The organism is Pseudomonas sp. FG29 (genome assembly GCF_057809355.1).
In genome coordinates this window covers 1-16,844 of sequence record NZ_JBMDJU010000010.1, presented here as the reverse complement: position 1 = coordinate 16,844, position 16,844 = coordinate 1, and the positions used below count along the sequence as shown (strand labels likewise).

Sequence of the window (16,844 nt, the reverse complement as noted above, 5' to 3'; positions counted from 1 at the left end):
GGCTCAGCCCGTCTTGCGCTTGCTCGCCGACAGGCGCGAGACACCCAGCAGCACCAGCGCCAGGCCGGCGATCTGGTAGAGGGTGATGGCCTCGCCGAGCAGCACCCAGGCGGCGAACAGCGTCAGCACCGGGCCCAGGTTGCCGAACATGGCGGCATGGCTGGCGCCCATGCGCTGCACGGCCAGGGCCAGCCAGTAGATCGGCAGTACCGTCGACAGCAGCGCCATCAGCGTGCCGTACAGCCATACCTCGCTCGGCAGGCTCGCCAGTTGCGTCGGGTCACCGCTGATGGCGTAGTGGATCAGCACCATGATCGCCGAGGAACCGCCAGCCAGCCCCGCCAGGCGCATCGAGCCGACCCGGCGGATCACCACGCCGGTGCCCAGGTAGTACAGGGCATAGGTCACTGCGCTGGCGAACACCCAGGCGGCGCCCAGCAGGATCTGCTCGCTGTCGCCTTCCACGCGGATGTCATGCACCAGGGCGATGCTCAGGCCCAGGTAACACAGACCCAGGGCGAGGAAGGTGCGCGGGCCGGGTCGCTCGCCCATCGCCAGCATCTGCAACAGCAGCACCAGCGTCGGGTAGGTGAACAGGATCAGCCGCTCCAGCCCGGCGCTGATGTACTGCAGGCCGTAGAAGTCGAACAGGCTCGACAGGTAGTAGCCGAGCATCCCCAGCAGCAGAACGTGCGCCCAGTCCTTCGCTGACAAGCGCGCTTGCCCGGTGCCCCGGCTCAGCCACAGCAGCCAGGCGAACAGCGGCAGCGCCAGGCCCATGCGCAGGCTCAGCACGGTGATGGCGTCTACCGGCGCGGCGGCATAGCTGAGTTTGACGAAGATGGCTTTCAGGCTGAAACCGGTGGCCGAGAGCACGGCGAACAGCACGCCGTTGTCCAGGCTGCGGCGGTACGAGGCGGTCATGGCATTCATGAGCAAGGCTACGACAGGGGAGTGAGCTGTTATTCTGGATGGAAAACAAATTGGCTAGAATCGCAAATTCACGAAGATGGCGTTCTGATTTGGAGAAGGCTCTATGCATTTCGACCTGCCCGACCTGCGCCTGATCGTGGCGATTGCCGCCACCGGCAGCCTGAGCAAGGCGGCGGCGACCTTTCCCGTCGCGGTGTCGGCAGCCAGCACCCGCCTGCGCCTGTTCGAGGAACGCTGCGGCCTGACGTTGTTCGTGCGCAGCAGCGACGGCATGACTCCGACGCCGGCCGGGCGTCTGGTGCTGGAGGCCTGCCAGGGCGTGCTGAGGGAAGCCCGTTTGCTTACCCAGACCGTCGAGGAACTCAAGGGCGAGCGGCGCATCACCCTGCGCCTGGGCGCGTCCACCGTGGCCAACAGCACCTTCCTGCCGGCGGCGCTCGGCCCCTTCCTGGCCGACTACCCGGAAGTGGATCTGCAACTGGCCGAGCAGGGTAGCAAGGCCGTGCTGAGATCAGTGCGGGAGGGCGCCATCGACATCGGTGTGTACGACGGCAACCTGCCCACCGATGAACTCCTGTCGCTGCCGTTTCGCAACGACCGCCTGGTGATGCTGGTGCCGCATGGGCACGCGCTGATCGGCCAGCGCGCGGCCTCGCTGCGTGATGCGCTCAACTACCCCTTCGTCTGCCTGCCGGCGGAGCGGGCGATGCAGCGCTTCGTCGAGTACATGGCGGTGCGTAATGCCTTGCCGCTCAAGGTACGGGTGCGTGCGCCGAGCTTCGACGCCATCGCCCAACTGGTGGCGCAGGGCGTCGGCGTATCCATGCTGCCCGAGGTGGCCGCGACCCGCTTCGCCCAGGAACTGCCGGTGGCGGTGGTGATGCTGGAAGATGTCTGGGCCACCCGCGAATTACGTCTGTGCGTGCGCAGCTGGGAGGCGCTGTCATCCCATGCGCGGCAACTGGTCAGCTACCTCTCGCCCGAGCGCTCATCCGGCGACGACCTGGACACGTGACGTAGGAGCGGCTTCAGCCGCGATAGAACCGCTCGCCGCTAAAGCGCCTCCTACGGTGCGTGGTTTGACCGGCTGTGCTCCGGTGTTGAGGCATGCGTGTGGGAGGGGCTTTAGCCGCGACAGCCCTGCGCCAGCATTCCCAACCGCACATCACTTGAAGAACTGGCTAGGCGTCAGGCCGAACTGCTTCTTGAACATGGTGGTGAAGGCGCTGGGGCTGTCGTAGCCCAGCTCCCCGGCGATGTCGATGATCTTCTCACCCAGCGCAATGCGTTCCAGGGCCAGCAACAGGCGCGCCTGCTGGCGCCACTGGCCGAAGGTCATACCGGTGCCTTTCTGGAATAGGCGCTGGATGGTCTTCTCGTCCAGGCCTAGGCGGGCGCTCCAGTCGGCCAGGGTAGAGGCGTCGCCCGGATCATTCTGCAGCGTCGTACAGATCGGCAGCAGGCGCTGATCGGCCGGCTGCGGCAGGTGTAGCGGCAGGGTCGGCAGGATGCGCAGTTCATCGAGGATCAGGCGCATCACACGCGCCTCGCGCGAGTCCTCGGCGTAGGGCTGGGTGATGTCCACGGCGGCGCGGATCAGCTCGCTCAATAGCGGCGAAATGGCCACGGCGCGGCACTCGGCGGGCATGTCCGGCAGGCTGTCGGGGCGTACGAACATGCTGCGCATCTTCACGCTGCCGACGCAGCGGATCGCATGCACCTGGCCGCACGGCATCCAGATGCCGCGGCTCGGCGGCACCGTCCACTGGTTCATCGCCGAAGTCACCACCATCACCCCGGAAATGGCGTAGATCAGCTGGTGCTTGTTGCGGTGCGAGTGCGGCTCGATAACGGCGTTGACCGGGTAATCGGTGGCGCTGCTGCTGACCAGCCAGGGCGATGCATCGATCTCGGCCAACAGTTTGTCAGGTAAGCGCATGGGGATGCCTTTTTTGCGAGGGTTGTTTCCCGATCTTCGTGAGACAGGCGATTGGGCGCAGCCTAGCATAGCGGCGTTCCTCATCTCGTTCGGAAGCTTCAAGCATGTCCAGCAGTCCTGCCGCTACCTCCCTGGCCGGCGCTTCGCCCGTCAGCCAGGCCAACACTCTGGTGATGCGCGTGATCGGCGCCTGCGCCCTGGCGCACCTGATCAACGACCTGATCCAGGCCGTGTTGCCTGCCATCTACCCGATGCTCAAGCTCAATTACGGCCTGAGCTTCGCCCAGATCGGCCTGATCACCCTGACCTTCCAGCTCACCGCCTCGCTGCTGCAACCGTGGGTGGGCTACCACACCGACCGCCATCCCAAGCCCTGGCTGCTGCCGGCCGGTTCGTTGTGCACCCTGGTCGGCATCCTCATGCTGGCTTTCGTCGGTAGTTTCCCGGCGATCCTCCTGGCCTCGGCGCTGGTGGGCGTCGGCTCGTCGACCTTTCATCCCGAGGCGTCGCGTATCGCCCGTCTGGCCTCGGGCGGTCGTTATGGCCTGGCGCAGTCCACCTTCCAGGTCGGCGGCAACGCCGGTACCGCCTTCGGCCCGCTGCTGGCGGCGGCGATCATCATTCCCTACGGCCAGGGCAACGTCGCCTGGTTCGGCCTGTTCGCCGCCTTCGCCATCGTCGTGCTGTACGGCCTGAGCCGCTGGTATCGCCATCACCTGACGCTGTTCAAGCTCAAGCAGGGCGGCGTGGCCACCCACGGTCTGTCGGCCGGGCGGGTGAAGTTTGCCCTGCTGATCCTGGCGTTGCTGGTGTTCTCCAAGTACTTCTACATGGCCAGCTTCACCAGCTACTTCACCTTCTTCCTGATCGAGAAGTTCGACCTGTCGGTGGCCAGTTCGCAGCTCTATCTGTTCCTGTTCCTCGGCGCGGTGGCGGCCGGCACCTTCTTCGGTGGGCCGATCGGCGACCGCATCGGGCGCAAGCGGGTGATCTGGTTCTCCATCCTTGGCGTGGCACCGTTCTCCCTGCTGCTGCCGCACGTCGACCTGTTCTGGACGGGCGTGCTGAGCATGGTGATCGGCTTCATCCTCGCCTCGGCATTCTCCGCCATCGTGGTCTTCGCCCAGGAGCTGATGCCGGGCAACGTCGGCATGATCGCCGGGCTGTTCTTCGGCCTGATGTTCGGCTTCGGCGGCATCGGCGGGGCGCTGCTCGGTTACCTCGCGGACATTCACGGCATCGAGGAGGTGTTCCTGATCTGCTCCTTCCTGCCGCTGCTGGGCATCCTCACCGCGCTGTTGCCGTCGCTGAAATCCCGCTAATCGACACGCCGCCACACGCTGGCCAGCCAGGGTTGCTGGTCGCGTGGCAGGCCGGTGGGGCGGTAGTAGTGTTCCAGCTCGACGAAACCGGCTGCCGTGAGCCGCGCACGCCAGCGTTCCAGATCGTGATAGCTGCCGTAGCGCGGGCCGTTCCAGCCCTCCTGGTTCTCGCCGCGCGGGTTGGAGCTGAACAGCACGCCGCCGGCTTTGAGCGCCGCCTGCAACTGGCCGAGTACACGCGGCAGTTCCTGATCCGGCACATGGAACAGGCTGGCGTTGGCGAAGATGCCGTCGAAATGCCCGGCCGGCAGCTCCAGTTCGAGAAAGCTCTGCTGCCACACCTCGCAGCCGCTGTCGGCACGCGCCATGGCGACGAACTCGGCGCAGCCATCCAGGCCGATAGCTTCGTGGCCCAGGCCACTGAAGGTGCGCAGGTCGCGCCCCGGCCCGCAGCCGAAATCGAGAATGCGCCAGGGCTTCTCGCCCTCGATATGCCGCAGCAGCGCGGCGATGTTCTGGCTCACGTCATGGTCGCGCGTGCCCTCGCGAAAATCCTCGGCACTGTTCTGGTAGTGGGCCAGGGTGAGGGCGCTGATCTGCGCGAGTTCGTCAGGGCTCAGGGGCATGGTGAGGCTTCCGTAAAAAACGTTCGGACAAGGCTACCAAAGTCGTCTGCCCCCTGCGCTTGCACGCTATTCCCGTAGGAGCGGCTTCAGCCGCGACTGCACAAGATTCCTCTGCGCCCTACAAATATGTCCATTACCACCACGCAACGGAGCAACCCGCGCAACAGCCTGTTCGCTGGTTTGCCCCAGGCCGGAGCTTTGCCGTAGATTGGCCGGCCCACCTCGACCGGAACCGACCGGTCATGCCTCGAGGTTTGCACCGTGTCCGCTGCTGCTCCCGCTTCTGTTTATCGCCTTCCCGGTTTTCTGGCGTTTCTCATCTCTCGCATCGTCGTGGTCTTCGCCGTACAGATCCAGGCCATCGTCGTCGCCTGGCAGGTCTATGACCTGACCCGCGATCCGCTGTCGTTGGCCTATGTCGGCCTGGCGCAGTTCATCCCCATGCTGGTGTTGCTGATGCCGGCTGGCGACCTGATCGACCGCTACGACCGCAAGCTGATCCTGATGCTCAGCTGGCTGGTCGAGGCTGTGTGTGCCGGGTCGCTACTGTGGTTGTCGCTGAGCGGCGCGCCGGTCGTTTGGTACTACGCGGTGCTGGTGCTGTACGGCTGCGGCCGTGCCTTTACCGGGCCGGCGCTGTCCAGCCTGCTGCCGCAGATCGTGCCGCGCGAGCGCCTGGCGGCGGCCATCGCCGCCAACAGCATGATCATGCGTGGCGCGACCATCTCCGGGCCGGTGATCGGTGGCGGTCTGTATGCCATCGGTGGCGGTGGGCTGACCTACTCGGTGTGCCTGGCCTGCTTCCTCGCCGGCTGCGTGCTGCTGCAGCGGGTGCCGGTGCTCTATGCAGAGAAGATGCAGGCGCTGGAGGCGGGCGCCTGGGCGCGCTTCACCGCCGGCATCCACTTCATCCGCACGCGGCCGATCATCCTCGGCACCATCTCGCTGGATCTGTTTGCCGTACTGCTCGGCGGCGTGGTGGCGCTGCTGCCGATCTACGCCCAGGAAGTGCTGGAAGTCGGCCCAACAGGCCTCGGCCTGTTGCGCAGCGCCATGGCCATCGGTGAGGTGTCGGTGGGCCTATACCTGAGCATGAAGCCCTTCAACCGCCATGTCGGCCTGGTGATGTTCGGCGCGGTGGCGCTGTTCGGTGTGGCCAACCTGGTGTTCGCCCTGTCCAGCCTGTTCTGGCTTTCCTTCGCCGCGCTGGTGGTGGCGGGGGGTGCGGACATGGTGAGCATGTACATCCGTTCCTCGCTGGTGCAGTTCTCCACACCGGATGCCATGCGTGGTCGGGTTAACGCCGTGAACATGCTGTTCATCGGCTCCTCCAACGAATTGGGCGAATTCCGCGCCGGCACCAGCGCCGCCTGGTTCGGCGTAGTACCGGCGGCACTGCTCGGCTGCGCCTGCACCCTGACCGTGACTGGCGGCTGGATGCTTGGCTTCAAGAGCCTGCGCAAGGTGAATCGCTTCGAGGATGCGTCGCCAAGCAAGGCGGCCTGACGTAGGGCGGCCTCGCTCGCGAAGCGAGCAGCCCGCCAGGCCGTGCCGAGACAGTAGTCTGCGTCCAACACTTAATCGGCGTACTGCTTCCGAGCGGCCGGCGTACCGGTACGTCCTACGCGTTTCTCGTGCCAGAGGTGCGATCCAGGCCCTTCCCAAACCCACCCACAAATTCTGTTAATACCGCTGTGGATAACCTTTGCAAAAGCCCGCCGCGCCTAGCATCCAGGCGGGCCACGGCTGGCCGCTCAGTTTTTGCCCAATGACGCTTTGCTGGCGTTATCGCCAGGCGGAATATCGCTTTTAATCAATCAGTTGGCTTGGGTTTTCAACAGCAGGGCAGGGCGGGAGCGTGTAACCGGGCGTCGTGCACAGAATCTGGGGAAAGCACTGTGGATAAGATGCGGGAAAACTCGTCCAGGCCAGGTGCAGTAAGGGCCGAGCGAGGTTGATGCTTTTTCGCCCTGTCGATTTGGCTGCCGGGGCGTGAGGTAGCCCGGATGCAATCCGGGGCAGTCCCGCCACAGGCACTGGTTTGTATCAAGACGACAGGGTCGCGGCTAAAGCCCCTCCTACAATATCTGCTGGCTCCCCCGATCAGCCGTACAGCGATGGCTGCGGGCCCTGGCCGCTGAGCAGCCAGTGGCCGAGGTCGCGCACCTTGTAGTCGATGGGATCGTGCAGGCTGTGCACGCGCACGTTGCGCCAGAAGCGGTCGAAGCCGTAGCGCGAGCTGGTGGCGCGGGCGCCCATGGTTTCGAAGATCTGGCTGGTGATATCGAGGGCGGCGCGCACCGCCACGACCTTGGCCTCGCTGATGGCCAGCGCCACCTCAGCGCGTTCGGCTGCGGTCAGCGCCGGTTTTTCCCAGGCGGCTTGCAGGCGCTGGGCGGCGTGTTCGGCCAGGGGCAGGGCGCTGCGATAGCGCAGCCATAGCTCGCCGTAGCGCTGCTGGATAAATGGATCGTCGCTGGCATTGGCTACGCCCGATGCCGGCCAGGCGCGGCTCTGCTCGCGGGTGTAACGCAGCGCTGCGTCCAGCGCGCCCTGGGCGTTGCCCAGGTAGAGCTGGGTGAGGATCAGCTGTGACAGGCAGGCGCGCAGGGTGGTACGCGGGCTGGGGCCAACCGGGCCAAGCAGCTCGCCGGCATCGACGAACACCTGCTCGAACTGCACCGTGCCGCTGTCGGTCTGACGCTGGCCGAAACCGTCCCAGTCGCTGTTCACCGCCAGGCCTTCGCGCTGGCTGGGCAGTACGATGAATACGCGATCCTCAGGGTTCTTGCCGCGCGGTGCGCTGATCACCAGCGCATCGGCGCCGAGCGCACCGGAGCAGAACGATTTGCTGCCATTGAGCTCGTAATGTTCCTCACGCGTGCTGAGCTTGAGACCGGTGTCGCGCCCATTGGTGGCATTGCCCCAGAACCAGCGCTCCTGAACCGTGCGCGTCAACCAGTGGCGCTGCTGATCGGGGGTGCCGAACAGCAGAATGGTAGCCACCTGCAGGTGCTGGAAGGCGAACAGGTGGGCCAGCGAGCTGTCCACCGCCGCCAGGTAGCGCACGATGCGATAGATCTCCGGCCAGGCCACGCCCTGGCCGCCGTACTGCTGCGGCACGGCCAGGGTCAGCAGACCGCTGTCGCGCAGCAGTTCGCGTTCGGCCTGGGCGCTGCCACCAGCACGATCACGCTCCACCGCGCTGGCTGCCAGGCGCCGGGCCAGGCGTTCGACCTTGGCCGTGCGGCTGCCGAAATCCACGGGGAACAGGTGCGCGGCGAACAGCGGCTCGTCACGCAGGCTGGGGTGCAGACGGGCTTCAGCACTCATTGCGGGCTCCAGATACTGACTTCGCGGGCATCCACCGAGGTTGGCAACAGGCTGGCGCCGTAGAAGGCATCGGCGATTTTCTGTTGTTCGGCGAGGCTGTCCGGCTGCACCAGACGCACCTGATAGCTGCGTTTGGCGTTGGCCTTCTCGACGATGGCCGGGTCTAGGTTGCCCCACAGTGGGCCGAGGATTTCAGCCGCCTGGCGCGGGTTGGCGCGCAGCCAGTCGCCGGTCTTCACCAGCTCGGCGAATACGGTCTGCAGCACCTGCGGGTGGCTCTTGGCGAAGGTGGCGCTGGTCAGGTAGTAGCGCTGGTAGTCGGCCAGGCCCTTGCCGTCGGCGAGGATGCGCGTCGGCAACTGCTGCTGCGCGCCGCTGAGGAAGGGTTCCCAGGTGACCCAGGCGTCCACTTTGCGGTTCTCGAAGGCGGCGCGGCCGTCGGCCGGGGTCAGGTAGGCGGGTTCGATGTCGCTGAACTTCAGGCCAGCCTTGTTCAGCGCGGCGATCAACAGGTAGTGCACGCCAGCCGCCTTGGTCACGGCGACCTTCTTGCCCTTGAGGTCGGCCAGGGTTTTGATCGGCGAATCCTCGCGCACGATGATCGCCTGCGCGCTGGGCGACGGCGCTTCCTGGGCGAAATAGTCGAGGTCGGCGCCGGCGGTCTGGGCGAACACCGGCACGGTGTCGGCGACGTCGGCGGACAGGTCGATATTGCCGACGTTGAGCGCCTCCAGCAGCGGCTGGCCGCTGGCGAATTCGTGCCAGCTGACGGTGATGTCCTGATCGGCCAGCGTTTTTTCCAGGGTGCCCTGGCTTTTCAGCAGACTGATCAGCGTGGAGGATTTCTGGTAGCCGATGCGCAGTTGCTCGGCGGCTTCGGTGAGCGGAGCGACGAGCAGGCCAATGGCCAGCGAGGCGGCGATCAGTGTGCTGCGTTTGGAATAGGTGTTGGACATGGCGGCTCTCGATACGAACACGTGCCGGCCATGGGATTGCGGCGGATCACGCGTACTTCAGTGTTTAGAAAAAGAAGTCCGGTGATCCGGTGAAGAGAAGCTAGTCGATATAAAAAGCAGTTGTTAAATAATTTTTAGGAATTAGCTAAGGCCAGTTTGTCAGGCGCGGCGGGGGCCCTGTGCGGGCTGGCGAAGCAAGCCGTCAGAAGTGGCTCGCAGGATTCGCGGATGAATCGGCTCCTACGCAGCGAGTTGCATCGGGATCAGGCTTATATTCTTTTTAGTTACTACAAGGTGAAAAATAATTCTTTTTAGGGATTAACGCTCGTCTCGTAGATTAGCCACCAGCCGACAGCGGACCACCGCATCGGGCCCGAATCAGGGGCTCTTTTGCCAATCCGCCGAGACCAGCGCCAAGTCCGCTGTCCTGCCGAGCCCCTGTGCAGTGCCAAACCCGAACAGCACACAGCATCTGGAGCATCGAGCATGAACAAGTCCAATCTGGCGCTGGCCGTCGCCCTGGCCGCACTGGCCACCGAAGCGACTGCCGCTGGTTTCATCGAAGACAGCAAGGCCAGCCTCGGCCTGCGCAATTTCTATTACGACCTCAACACCAAGAACACCGCCAACAACAACGGCGAGGCGCAGGAGTGGGGCCAGGGCTTCATCTTCAATTACAGCTCCGGTTTTACCGAAGGCACCGTTGGCTTCGGTCTCGACGCCATCGGCCTGCTCGGTGTGAAGCTGGACTCCGGCGGCACCGCGAGCAAGACCGGTCGTGATCGCACCCCCGGCCAGCTATTCCCGCTGGAGCGCGACGGCAGCGCCGTGGACGACTACAGCAAGGCCGGTGTGACCGCCAAGGTGCGCCTGTCCAAGACCGAGGCGCGTATCGGCACCCTGCTGCCGAAGCTGCCGGTGGTGACCTTCAACGACGGCCGCCTGCTGCCGCAGACCTTCGAGGGTGGGCAGATCACTTCCAACGAGATTGACGGCCTGACCCTGACCGCCGGCCAACTGGAAAGCACCAAGACCCGTAGCTCCACCGACGACATCGCCCTGCGTATCGCTGGCGCCAGCGGTGACGCCGACAGCAACAAGTTCTACTTCGCCGGTGGTGACTACAAGCTGACCAAAGACCTGACGCTGCAGTACTACTACGGCAACCTGGAAGACTTCTACAAACAGCACTTCCTCGGCCTGGTGCACAACTGGGCGATCGGCCCGGGTTCGCTGAAGACCGACCTGCGTTACTTCGACAGCAACTCCGACGGCAAGAACGGCAGCGCCTCCGGCCGTGCCGATGGCTACCGCAGCGCCGGCTACTGGCGTGCTGGCGACAGCAGCACCGGTGAGGTCGACAACCAGACCTGGAGCGCGCTGTTCACCTACACCCTGGGCAGCCACTTTGCCAGCCTGGGCTACCAGCAGGTCGAAGGCGACAGTGCCTTCCCGTTCCTCAACCAGGGCGGCGGTTCCTCGTCCTACCTGATCACCGACCGCCAGATCGGCAAGTTCCAGAACGCCGGCGAGCGTACCTGGCTGGCCGAGTACGGCTATGACTTCGCCAAGCTCGGCGTACCGGGCCTGAAGGCTAGCGTCGCTTACCTCAAGGGCGACAACGTCGACTCCGCCAACGGTGACCTGAAGGAGTGGGAGCGCGACTTCCGCCTCGACTACACCCTGCAGGATGGTCCGCTGAAAGGCCTGGGTGTGTCCTGGCGCAACGCGACCCAGCGCGGCAACGTCGCCACCGACGCCGACGAGAACCGTTTGATCCTGAGTTACACCCTGACCCTTCTGTAAACCCGGTTTCGCCATCTCCTGACCGGCCCGCCAACGGGCCGGAAGGCCATTCATCCATGAGGAGATGACCATGAAAAAGAATGCCTTGCGCGTTGGCCTGGCGGCCCTGTTTGCCGCCTGGTTGCCCACCGTTGTTCACGCTGCACCGCCAAAAGAAGTCCGCCTGGACTACGCCTACTATGCCCCTACCAGTCTGGTGCTCAAGCAACAGGGCCTGCTGGAAAAAGCCCTCGCGCCGCAGGGCATCGCCGTCAAATGGGTATTCAGCCAGGGCAGCAACCGCTCGCTGGAATACCTCAACGGCGGTAGCACCGATTTCGCTTCCACTGCCGGCCTGGCCGCCGTGCTCACCCGCGCCAACGGCGCGCCGATCAACACCGTCTACGTCGCCAGCCGCCCGGAATGGACGGCACTGGTGGTGCCCAAGGATTCGCCCATCCAGTCGCTGGCCGACCTCAAGGGCAAGAAGATCGCCGCCACCAAGGGCACCGACCCTTTCCTGTTCCTCCTGCAAAGCCTGCAGAAGGCCGGGCTGGACAAGAACGATGTGGAAATCGTCCATCTGCAACACCCCGACGGTCGAGTCGCCCTGGAGCGTGGCGATGTGCAGGCCTGGGCTGGGCTCGACCCGCTGATGGCCGCCAGCGAGCTGCAGGCCGGTTCGCGCCTGCTGTACCGCAACCGCGACTTCAACAGCTACAGCGTGCTCAGCGTCACCGAAAAGTTCGCCAAGGAGCAGCCCGAGCTGATCAAGCAGGTGATCGCCGCTTATGAGCAGGCGCGTCAGTGGGCCATAGCCAACCCCGATACCCTGGCCCAGTTGCTCGCCAGTGAGGCCAAGCTGCCGCTGGAAGTGGCCAAGCTGCAACTGTCGCGCACCGACTTCAGCAACCCGCAGCCGGGCGCCGAACACATCAAGGCGCTGAAAGCCGCCGCGCCCATCCTGCTCGACGAGCAACTGGTGCGTCCGGGCACCGACGTCGCTCAGGTGGTCGACCAACTGATCCAGCCGCAACTGGCCGCTCAGGTGATCGGCAGCAACGTGGCCAAGGTGGGGAGCTGACCGATGGGCGCGCTCAATCTCGTCATCGGTCGCTGGGCTGAACGGCTTCCAGGCTGGCGGCCGGCACTGACCGACCTGCGTGGTTGGGTGGTGCCCCTGCTGATTCTGGCCCTGCTGGAAACCCTGGTGCGCAGCGGCGTACTGCCCGCGCACCAGATGCCCGCGCCGAGCCAGGTGGCGCAAACCCTGTACCTGCTGGCGCAGAGCGGCGAGCTGTGGCGGCATCTGAACGCCAGCCTGCTGCGCGTCAGCGCCGGTTTTGCCATCGGCGCTGTGCTGGCCATCGTCATCGGTACCTGGGTGGGCCTCAGCCGCCGCGCCGAAGCCTATCTGGAACCGACCTTCCAGGCGCTGCGGGCAATTCCCAGCCTGGCCTGGGTACCGTTGCTGCTGCTCTGGCTGGGCATCGACGAAACGCCGAAAATCGTCCTGATCGCCCTCGGCGCCTTCTTCCCGGTGTACCTGGCGCTGCTCGCCGGCATCCGCAACATCGACCGCAAACTGGTGGAAGTGGGACGGCTCTACGGCCTGTCGCCGCTGGCGCTGGTGCGCCGCATCCTCCTGCCCGCCGCGCTGCCGAGCCTGTTCACCGGCTTGCGCGGGGCGCTCAGCCTGAGCTGGATGTTCCTCGTCGCCGCCGAACTGATCGCCGCCACCCGTGGCCTCGGCTACCTGCTCAGTGATGGCCGGGAAACCTCGCGACCGGATCTGGTGATCGCCGCCATCCTGCTGCTGGCGCTGCTCGGCAAACTCAGCGACAGCCTGCTCAAGGCCTGGGAAACCCGCGCCCTGCGTTGGCGCGACAACTTTCAGGGCGGGGAGGGCGGAGCATGAGTGCATTGCTGAAACTGCAGAACATCCACAAGGTCTTCGCTGACGTACGGGTGCTCGAAGACGTCAGCCTGAGCCTGGCCGCTGGCGAAGTGGTCAGCCTGCTCGGCCCCTCCGGCTGCGGCAAAAGCACCCTGCTGCGCATCGCCGCCGGGCTGGATCAGGACTACCAGGGCGGGCTGGAACTCAACCCGCTGCTTAACTTCGGGCGTGGCAGCGGCATCGGCGTGGTGTTCCAGGAGCCTCGGCTGATGCCCTGGCTGAGCGTGGCGCAGAACGTCGGCTTCGCCGATGGCTGGGTGGCTGAAGACCATTGGGTTGAGCAATTGCTCCGCGACGTCGGCTTGCACGGGCGTGGCGACGCGTTGCCCAAACACCTCTCCGGCGGCCAGGCCCAGCGCGTGGCCATCGCCCGCGCGCTGTACGGCAAACCGCAGGTGCTGCTGCTGGATGAGCCCTTTAGTGCAGTGGACGCCTTCACCCGCATGAAACTGCAGGATCTGGTGGTGGAGCTGGCCGCCCGCTACGAGATCGCTGTGCTGCTGGTCACCCATGACCTCGACGAGGCCTTCTACCTCAGCGACCGCGTGCTGATCCTTGGTGGCACGCCAAGCCGCCTGCAACGCGAACTGGCGGTGCCCCTGACCCGCCCCCGCGACCGCCGCTCGGCGGAGCTGGCCTACCTGCGCGGCGAGGCCCTGACCGAGCTGTACCAGTCGCACGTGCTGTAAACGAACTCTTCAAGGTGGAGTACTTTTTCGGGCCGTAAGGCCCGATTTTTTATCTGTGTCGCACGCGGACGGCTTTTCGTAGCCCGGATGTAATCCGGGAGGGTAGAAAGCAATGGGAATATGGTGGGAATGAGGTCGATGGAAAAGAGAAACTATTTCGATTAACGAGATGGCTAAATAAATCTATCTCCGTTCTCATGGGTACTCAATGGGTTTCAAATGAATTCCACTGGTGTGTGTCTAGTGTGATTGCGCAATAGGCTTCAAAGACATATAGCTCAAGAGGGTTTTTTATTTCAATAAAAGCTGCTGTTAATGATTTTAGGTAGTTCTGCGCTTCAATGAATGAAATGCCGAATAATGCGTCTTGCATTGCTTTGGATCGTGTTAGTTTCTTTATTGCCTGGTCTGGATGTTTTGACCAGGCTATACGGAAAGCAAGGCTGGCATCGAAATGAGTCTTGCCGCAGACATGCTGTTTTAAACGGCCGATTACACCGCGAGATATTCCTACATAAATTGGATTATTACCCTCGAGTAGGGTATAGCAACCAGAGAAGTCCTTGACCCTTCCTTTGTTCCCTAAGAGTGTCTTTATTCCTACGCCTGGCATGCAGAAGTTATTCATAGGCTCAGCCTTGGCTAAGGCTTCCTGCATGCGCTGCATGTGCGCGGGGAGAATTTCGGCTGCAAGCTGCTCGAAAGTATGTGGGCAGTCATGGAGTGGCATAAAGAACTCTAACGTGTGGTTGGGGGCTGTTCCAGCGAGTGAAACGAGAGACTTTAGCGGGTTGTTAGAAACCTTTATAAGACGATCTTGTAGTTGGGATGACAACGGATACTGATTGCGGTGCAATAATACTTATGGTGTAGGTTTTAGGCTGGCGAGCTGACAGATAATGGATGTCTGCCGGCTCGCTGGTATGAGTCTTAGCTTTAAACTTTTTTTACTTTTACTACTTCAAATTCTTTGTCTCTATATGCGCTATTGCTGTTTTTTAACTTGTTAGTGGCAAGGGTCATTGCGGTTGAGTCGCTTTCAGCTTCAACTGTAATTACTTGAGTACTGCCTTTGTGTTGGCCTGGGTTTCCATACTTTATGCTAACTTGGTATTTCGGCATTTAATTTACTCCTACGTATATTGTTCCCTGTGATGAAGTACACACCTGCAGGTTTCTAACAATTAATTAGATGACATTGATGCCGCGTTTCCACGCGACACCTGTCGCACAACCTTCCTTGTCGCTTTGCAAGTCCTTGTTTCGATTGAGGGTTGTCGCGTGAAACGCGACAACCCCTAGAGAGAAACACGGCAGAGATAATGGCAAGCCCAATCTGCTGGATCACTGCACCAGCAGAACCAACCCAGAACCTAGTCCATCCACTGCGAGGCTGTCCATACTTCATGGGCAAAATGCCATGTTGGTCGTTTACCGTTGGAGAAACGGCCATCCAGACCTTCCCAAACCCACCCACAAATTCTGTTAACAGCGCTGTGGATAACCTTTGCAAAAGCCCTCCGCGCCTAGCATTCAAGCGGGCTTCGGCAGACCGTTCAGTTTTTGTCCAATGAAGCTCTGCTGGCTTTATCGCCAGGCGGAATATCGCTTTTAATCAATCACTTGGCTCATGTTTTCAACAGCGGGGCAGGACAGAGGCCTGTTGCCGGGTGTCGTGCACAGAATCTGGGGAAAGTGCTGTGGATAAGATGCGGGAAAACTCGTCCAGGCCAGGTGGGGCAAGGGCTGCGCTTGGCTGGTGGTTTTTCGTGCGGTGACGCGCGGCTGTCATCTTTCATGGCTATAGTGGCCGGTCGATTTGCAGCCGCTGGAGCCTCTAGATGTCCGACTTGCCTGAACGTCCCGCCCCGGTCAGTTTGCTGCAGGCCTTCTGGTTCTGGTTGAAGCTGGGGCTGATCAGTTTCGGTGGGCCGGCGGGGCAGATTTCGATCATGCATCAGGAGTTGGTGGAGAAGCGTCGCTGGTTGTCCGAGCGGCGCTTTCTGCATGCGCTGAATTACTGCATGTTGCTGCCGGGGCCGGAGGCGCAGCAGTTGGCGACTTATATCGGCTGGCTGATGCACCGCACCTGGGGCGGGGTGATCGCCGGGGCGCTGTTCGTGCTGCCGTCGCTGCTGATCCTGATCGCGCTGTCCTGGGTCTATCTGGTGTTTGGCGATGTGCCGTTGGTGGCGGGGATCTTCTATGGCATCAAGCCGGCGGTGACGGCCATCGTGGTGCAGGCGGCCTGGCGCATCGGCGGGCGGGTGTTGCAAAACGCCTGGCTGTGGGCCATCGCGGCGGCGGCCTTCGTGGCCATCTTCGCGCTGCAGCTGCCGTTCCCGCTGATCGTGCTGGGCGCCGCGCTGGTGGGGTACATCGGTGGGCGGCTGGCGCCGCAGCACTTTGCGGTTGGGGCCGGGCATGGCGAGGCGGGCGGGGTTCATGCGCCGGCGCTGATTGATGACGAGACGCGCCTGGCGCACACGCATTTTCGCTCCAGCCGGCTGGCGTTGATCCTGCTGGCCGGCGCGGTGCTCTGGCTGTTGCCGATGGGCCTGCTGACCCTGGCGTTCGGCTGGCAGGGCACGCTGACGCAGATGGGCTGGTTTTTCACCAAGGCCGCGCTGCTCACCTTCGGCGGTGCTTATGCGGTGCTGCCTTATGTGTATCAGGGCGCCATCGAGCACTACGGCTGGCTGACGCCCCGGCAGATGATCGATGGCCTGGCGCTGGGTGAAACCACGCCGGGGCCGTTGATCATGGTGGTAGCGTTTGTCGCCTTCGTCGGCGCCTATGGCCAGCCGCTGTTTGGGGGCGATTCGGCCTTCGCCAGTGGGGCGTTGGCGGCGGTGCTGGTCACCTGGTTCACCTTTCTGCCGTCGTTTCTGTTCATCCTCGCTGGCGGGCCGCTGGTGGAATCGACCCATGGGCAGTTGACGTTCACCGCGCCGTTGACCGGGATCACGGCTGCGGTGGTCGGGGTGATCCTCAACCTGGCGCTGTTCTTCGGCTATCACGTGCTCTGGCCGCAGGGGTTCGCCGGGGCGTTCGATGGGGTGTCGGCGTTGATTACCCTCGGGGCGGGTGTGGCCCTGTTCGCTTTCAAACGTGGGGTGATCGAGACGTTGGTGGCCTGTGCGTTGGTGGGGTTGGCGGTTCGGTTGTTGGGTTGAGTGTCTGGCTTGGCATCGCTTGGTGGGTTACGCGGCGCGTCGAGTGGGTACGTGGCTGTGGTAGCGGTGTTTTGCGCCGCTAACCCACCCTTGTATTTTGTTTTTGCTCAAGTCGCTCTTGAGCACAA

Annotated in this window: 15 protein-coding genes; 8 read left to right on the top strand and 7 right to left on the bottom strand. The window is 63.3% G+C overall.

Going from position 1 to position 16,844, the window contains the following annotated elements; translation table 11 throughout:
* Positions 1–3 precede the first annotated feature (3 nt).
* Positions 4–933: a DMT family transporter gene (locus ACODS1_RS12435; protein WP_106738262.1), complete on the bottom strand. Its 930-nt coding sequence runs from the start codon at positions 931–933 to the stop codon at positions 4–6.
* A 103-nt stretch (positions 934–1,036) separates the two neighbouring features.
* Here ACODS1_RS12435 and ACODS1_RS12430 point away from each other — a divergent pair, with 103 nt between their 5' ends.
* A complete protein-coding gene (locus tag ACODS1_RS12430) occupies positions 1,037–1,948 on the top strand; it encodes a LysR family transcriptional regulator (protein WP_489085893.1) in 912 nt (303 codons plus the stop codon).
* Between the two features lie 150 nt (positions 1,949–2,098).
* On the opposite strand, the gene ACODS1_RS12425 is transcribed toward ACODS1_RS12430, so the two are convergent.
* Positions 2,099–2,872, bottom strand: a complete 774-nt coding sequence (locus ACODS1_RS12425; RefSeq protein WP_489085892.1) for an AraC family transcriptional regulator — start codon at positions 2,870–2,872, stop codon at positions 2,099–2,101.
* Positions 2,873–2,976: 104 nt separating this feature from the next.
* Here ACODS1_RS12425 and ACODS1_RS12420 point away from each other — a divergent pair, with 104 nt between their 5' ends.
* On the top strand, positions 2,977–4,194 hold the full coding sequence (locus ACODS1_RS12420) for an MFS transporter (protein WP_489085891.1): 1,218 nt from the start codon (positions 2,977–2,979) through the stop codon (positions 4,192–4,194).
* Here the strand turns inward: ACODS1_RS12420 and ACODS1_RS12415 are convergent.
* Positions 4,191–4,820: a class I SAM-dependent methyltransferase gene (locus tag ACODS1_RS12415; protein WP_489085890.1), complete on the bottom strand. Its 630-nt coding sequence runs from the start codon at positions 4,818–4,820 to the stop codon at positions 4,191–4,193. The two genes, ACODS1_RS12420 and ACODS1_RS12415, sit on opposite strands and share 4 nt — an antisense overlap.
* Before the next feature lie 261 nt (positions 4,821–5,081).
* Between ACODS1_RS12415 and ACODS1_RS12410 the strand changes: the two genes are divergently transcribed.
* A complete protein-coding gene (locus ACODS1_RS12410) occupies positions 5,082–6,326 on the top strand; it encodes an MFS transporter (protein ID WP_489085889.1) in 1,245 nt (414 codons plus the stop codon).
* Positions 6,327–6,923: 597 nt separating this feature from the next.
* On the opposite strand, the gene ACODS1_RS12405 is transcribed toward ACODS1_RS12410, so the two are convergent.
* Both ACODS1_RS12405 and ACODS1_RS12400 read right to left on the bottom strand, forming a co-directional pair.
* Positions 6,924–8,153: an acyl-CoA dehydrogenase family protein gene (locus ACODS1_RS12405; RefSeq protein ID WP_489085888.1), complete on the bottom strand. Its 1,230-nt coding sequence runs from the start codon at positions 8,151–8,153 to the stop codon at positions 6,924–6,926.
* Positions 8,150–9,109, bottom strand: coding sequence for an aliphatic sulfonate ABC transporter substrate-binding protein (locus tag ACODS1_RS12400; RefSeq protein ID WP_489085887.1), 960 nt, complete (start codon positions 9,107–9,109; stop codon positions 8,150–8,152). The genes ACODS1_RS12405 and ACODS1_RS12400 overlap by 4 nt, the downstream gene beginning before the upstream one ends.
* 486 nt (positions 9,110–9,595) lie before the next feature.
* Between ACODS1_RS12400 and ACODS1_RS12395 the strand changes: the two genes are divergently transcribed.
* The 4 genes from ACODS1_RS12395 to ACODS1_RS12380 all read left to right on the top strand — a co-directional run bounded on the left by ACODS1_RS12395 (position 9,596) and on the right by ACODS1_RS12380 (position 13,540).
* Positions 9,596–10,915 (top strand): OprD family porin, encoded by a 1,320-nt coding sequence (locus ACODS1_RS12395; protein WP_489085886.1) that lies wholly within the window; start codon positions 9,596–9,598, stop codon positions 10,913–10,915.
* A 70-nt stretch (positions 10,916–10,985) separates the two neighbouring features.
* Positions 10,986–11,978, top strand: a complete 993-nt coding sequence (locus ACODS1_RS12390) for an aliphatic sulfonate ABC transporter substrate-binding protein (protein ID WP_489085885.1) — start codon at positions 10,986–10,988, stop codon at positions 11,976–11,978.
* Between the two features lie 3 nt (positions 11,979–11,981).
* Positions 11,982–12,812: an ABC transporter permease gene (locus ACODS1_RS12385; protein ID WP_489085884.1), complete on the top strand. Its 831-nt coding sequence runs from the start codon at positions 11,982–11,984 to the stop codon at positions 12,810–12,812.
* On the top strand, positions 12,809–13,540 hold the full coding sequence (locus ACODS1_RS12380) for an ABC transporter ATP-binding protein (RefSeq protein ID WP_489085883.1): 732 nt from the start codon (positions 12,809–12,811) through the stop codon (positions 13,538–13,540). Before ACODS1_RS12385 ends, ACODS1_RS12380 begins: the two co-directional genes overlap by 4 nt.
* Positions 13,541–13,745: 205 nt before the next feature.
* Here the strand turns inward: ACODS1_RS12380 and ACODS1_RS12375 are convergent, their stop codons facing one another.
* Both ACODS1_RS12375 and ACODS1_RS12370 read right to left on the bottom strand, forming a co-directional pair.
* Positions 13,746–14,270, bottom strand: a complete 525-nt coding sequence (locus ACODS1_RS12375; protein ID WP_489085882.1) for a GIY-YIG nuclease family protein — start codon at positions 14,268–14,270, stop codon at positions 13,746–13,748.
* A 206-nt stretch (positions 14,271–14,476) separates the two neighbouring features.
* Positions 14,477–14,662: a hypothetical protein gene (locus ACODS1_RS12370; protein WP_489085881.1), complete on the bottom strand. Its 186-nt coding sequence runs from the start codon at positions 14,660–14,662 to the stop codon at positions 14,477–14,479.
* A gap of 719 nt (positions 14,663–15,381) precedes the next feature.
* Here ACODS1_RS12370 and chrA point away from each other — a divergent pair.
* Positions 15,382–16,716, top strand: coding sequence for a chromate efflux transporter (gene chrA, locus ACODS1_RS12365; protein WP_489085880.1), 1,335 nt, complete (start codon positions 15,382–15,384; stop codon positions 16,714–16,716).
* Positions 16,717–16,844: the final 128 nt, after the last annotated feature.

Coding starts and splice junctions, on each gene's coding strand:
- ACODS1_RS12435 (WP_106738262.1), bottom strand. CDS start 933: ATGAATGCCATGACCGCCTCGTACCGCCGCAGCCTGGACAACGGCGTG.
- ACODS1_RS12430 (WP_489085893.1), top strand. CDS start 1,037: ATGCATTTCGACCTGCCCGACCTGCGCCTGATCGTGGCGATTGCCGCC.
- ACODS1_RS12425 (WP_489085892.1), bottom strand. CDS start 2,872: ATGCGCTTACCTGACAAACTGTTGGCCGAGATCGATGCATCGCCCTGG.
- ACODS1_RS12420 (WP_489085891.1), top strand. CDS start 2,977: ATGTCCAGCAGTCCTGCCGCTACCTCCCTGGCCGGCGCTTCGCCCGTC.
- ACODS1_RS12415 (WP_489085890.1), bottom strand. CDS start 4,820: ATGCCCCTGAGCCCTGACGAACTCGCGCAGATCAGCGCCCTCACCCTG.
- ACODS1_RS12405 (WP_489085888.1), bottom strand. CDS start 8,153: ATGAGTGCTGAAGCCCGTCTGCACCCCAGCCTGCGTGACGAGCCGCTG.
- ACODS1_RS12400 (WP_489085887.1), bottom strand. CDS start 9,109: ATGTCCAACACCTATTCCAAACGCAGCACACTGATCGCCGCCTCGCTG.
- ACODS1_RS12395 (WP_489085886.1), top strand. CDS start 9,596: ATGAACAAGTCCAATCTGGCGCTGGCCGTCGCCCTGGCCGCACTGGCC.
- ACODS1_RS12390 (WP_489085885.1), top strand. CDS start 10,986: ATGAAAAAGAATGCCTTGCGCGTTGGCCTGGCGGCCCTGTTTGCCGCC.
- ACODS1_RS12385 (WP_489085884.1), top strand. CDS start 11,982: ATGGGCGCGCTCAATCTCGTCATCGGTCGCTGGGCTGAACGGCTTCCA.
- ACODS1_RS12380 (WP_489085883.1), top strand. CDS start 12,809: ATGAGTGCATTGCTGAAACTGCAGAACATCCACAAGGTCTTCGCTGAC.
- ACODS1_RS12375 (WP_489085882.1), bottom strand. CDS start 14,270: ATGCCACTCCATGACTGCCCACATACTTTCGAGCAGCTTGCAGCCGAA.
- ACODS1_RS12370 (WP_489085881.1), bottom strand. CDS start 14,662: ATGCCGAAATACCAAGTTAGCATAAAGTATGGAAACCCAGGCCAACAC.
- chrA (WP_489085880.1), top strand. CDS start 15,382: ATGTCCGACTTGCCTGAACGTCCCGCCCCGGTCAGTTTGCTGCAGGCC.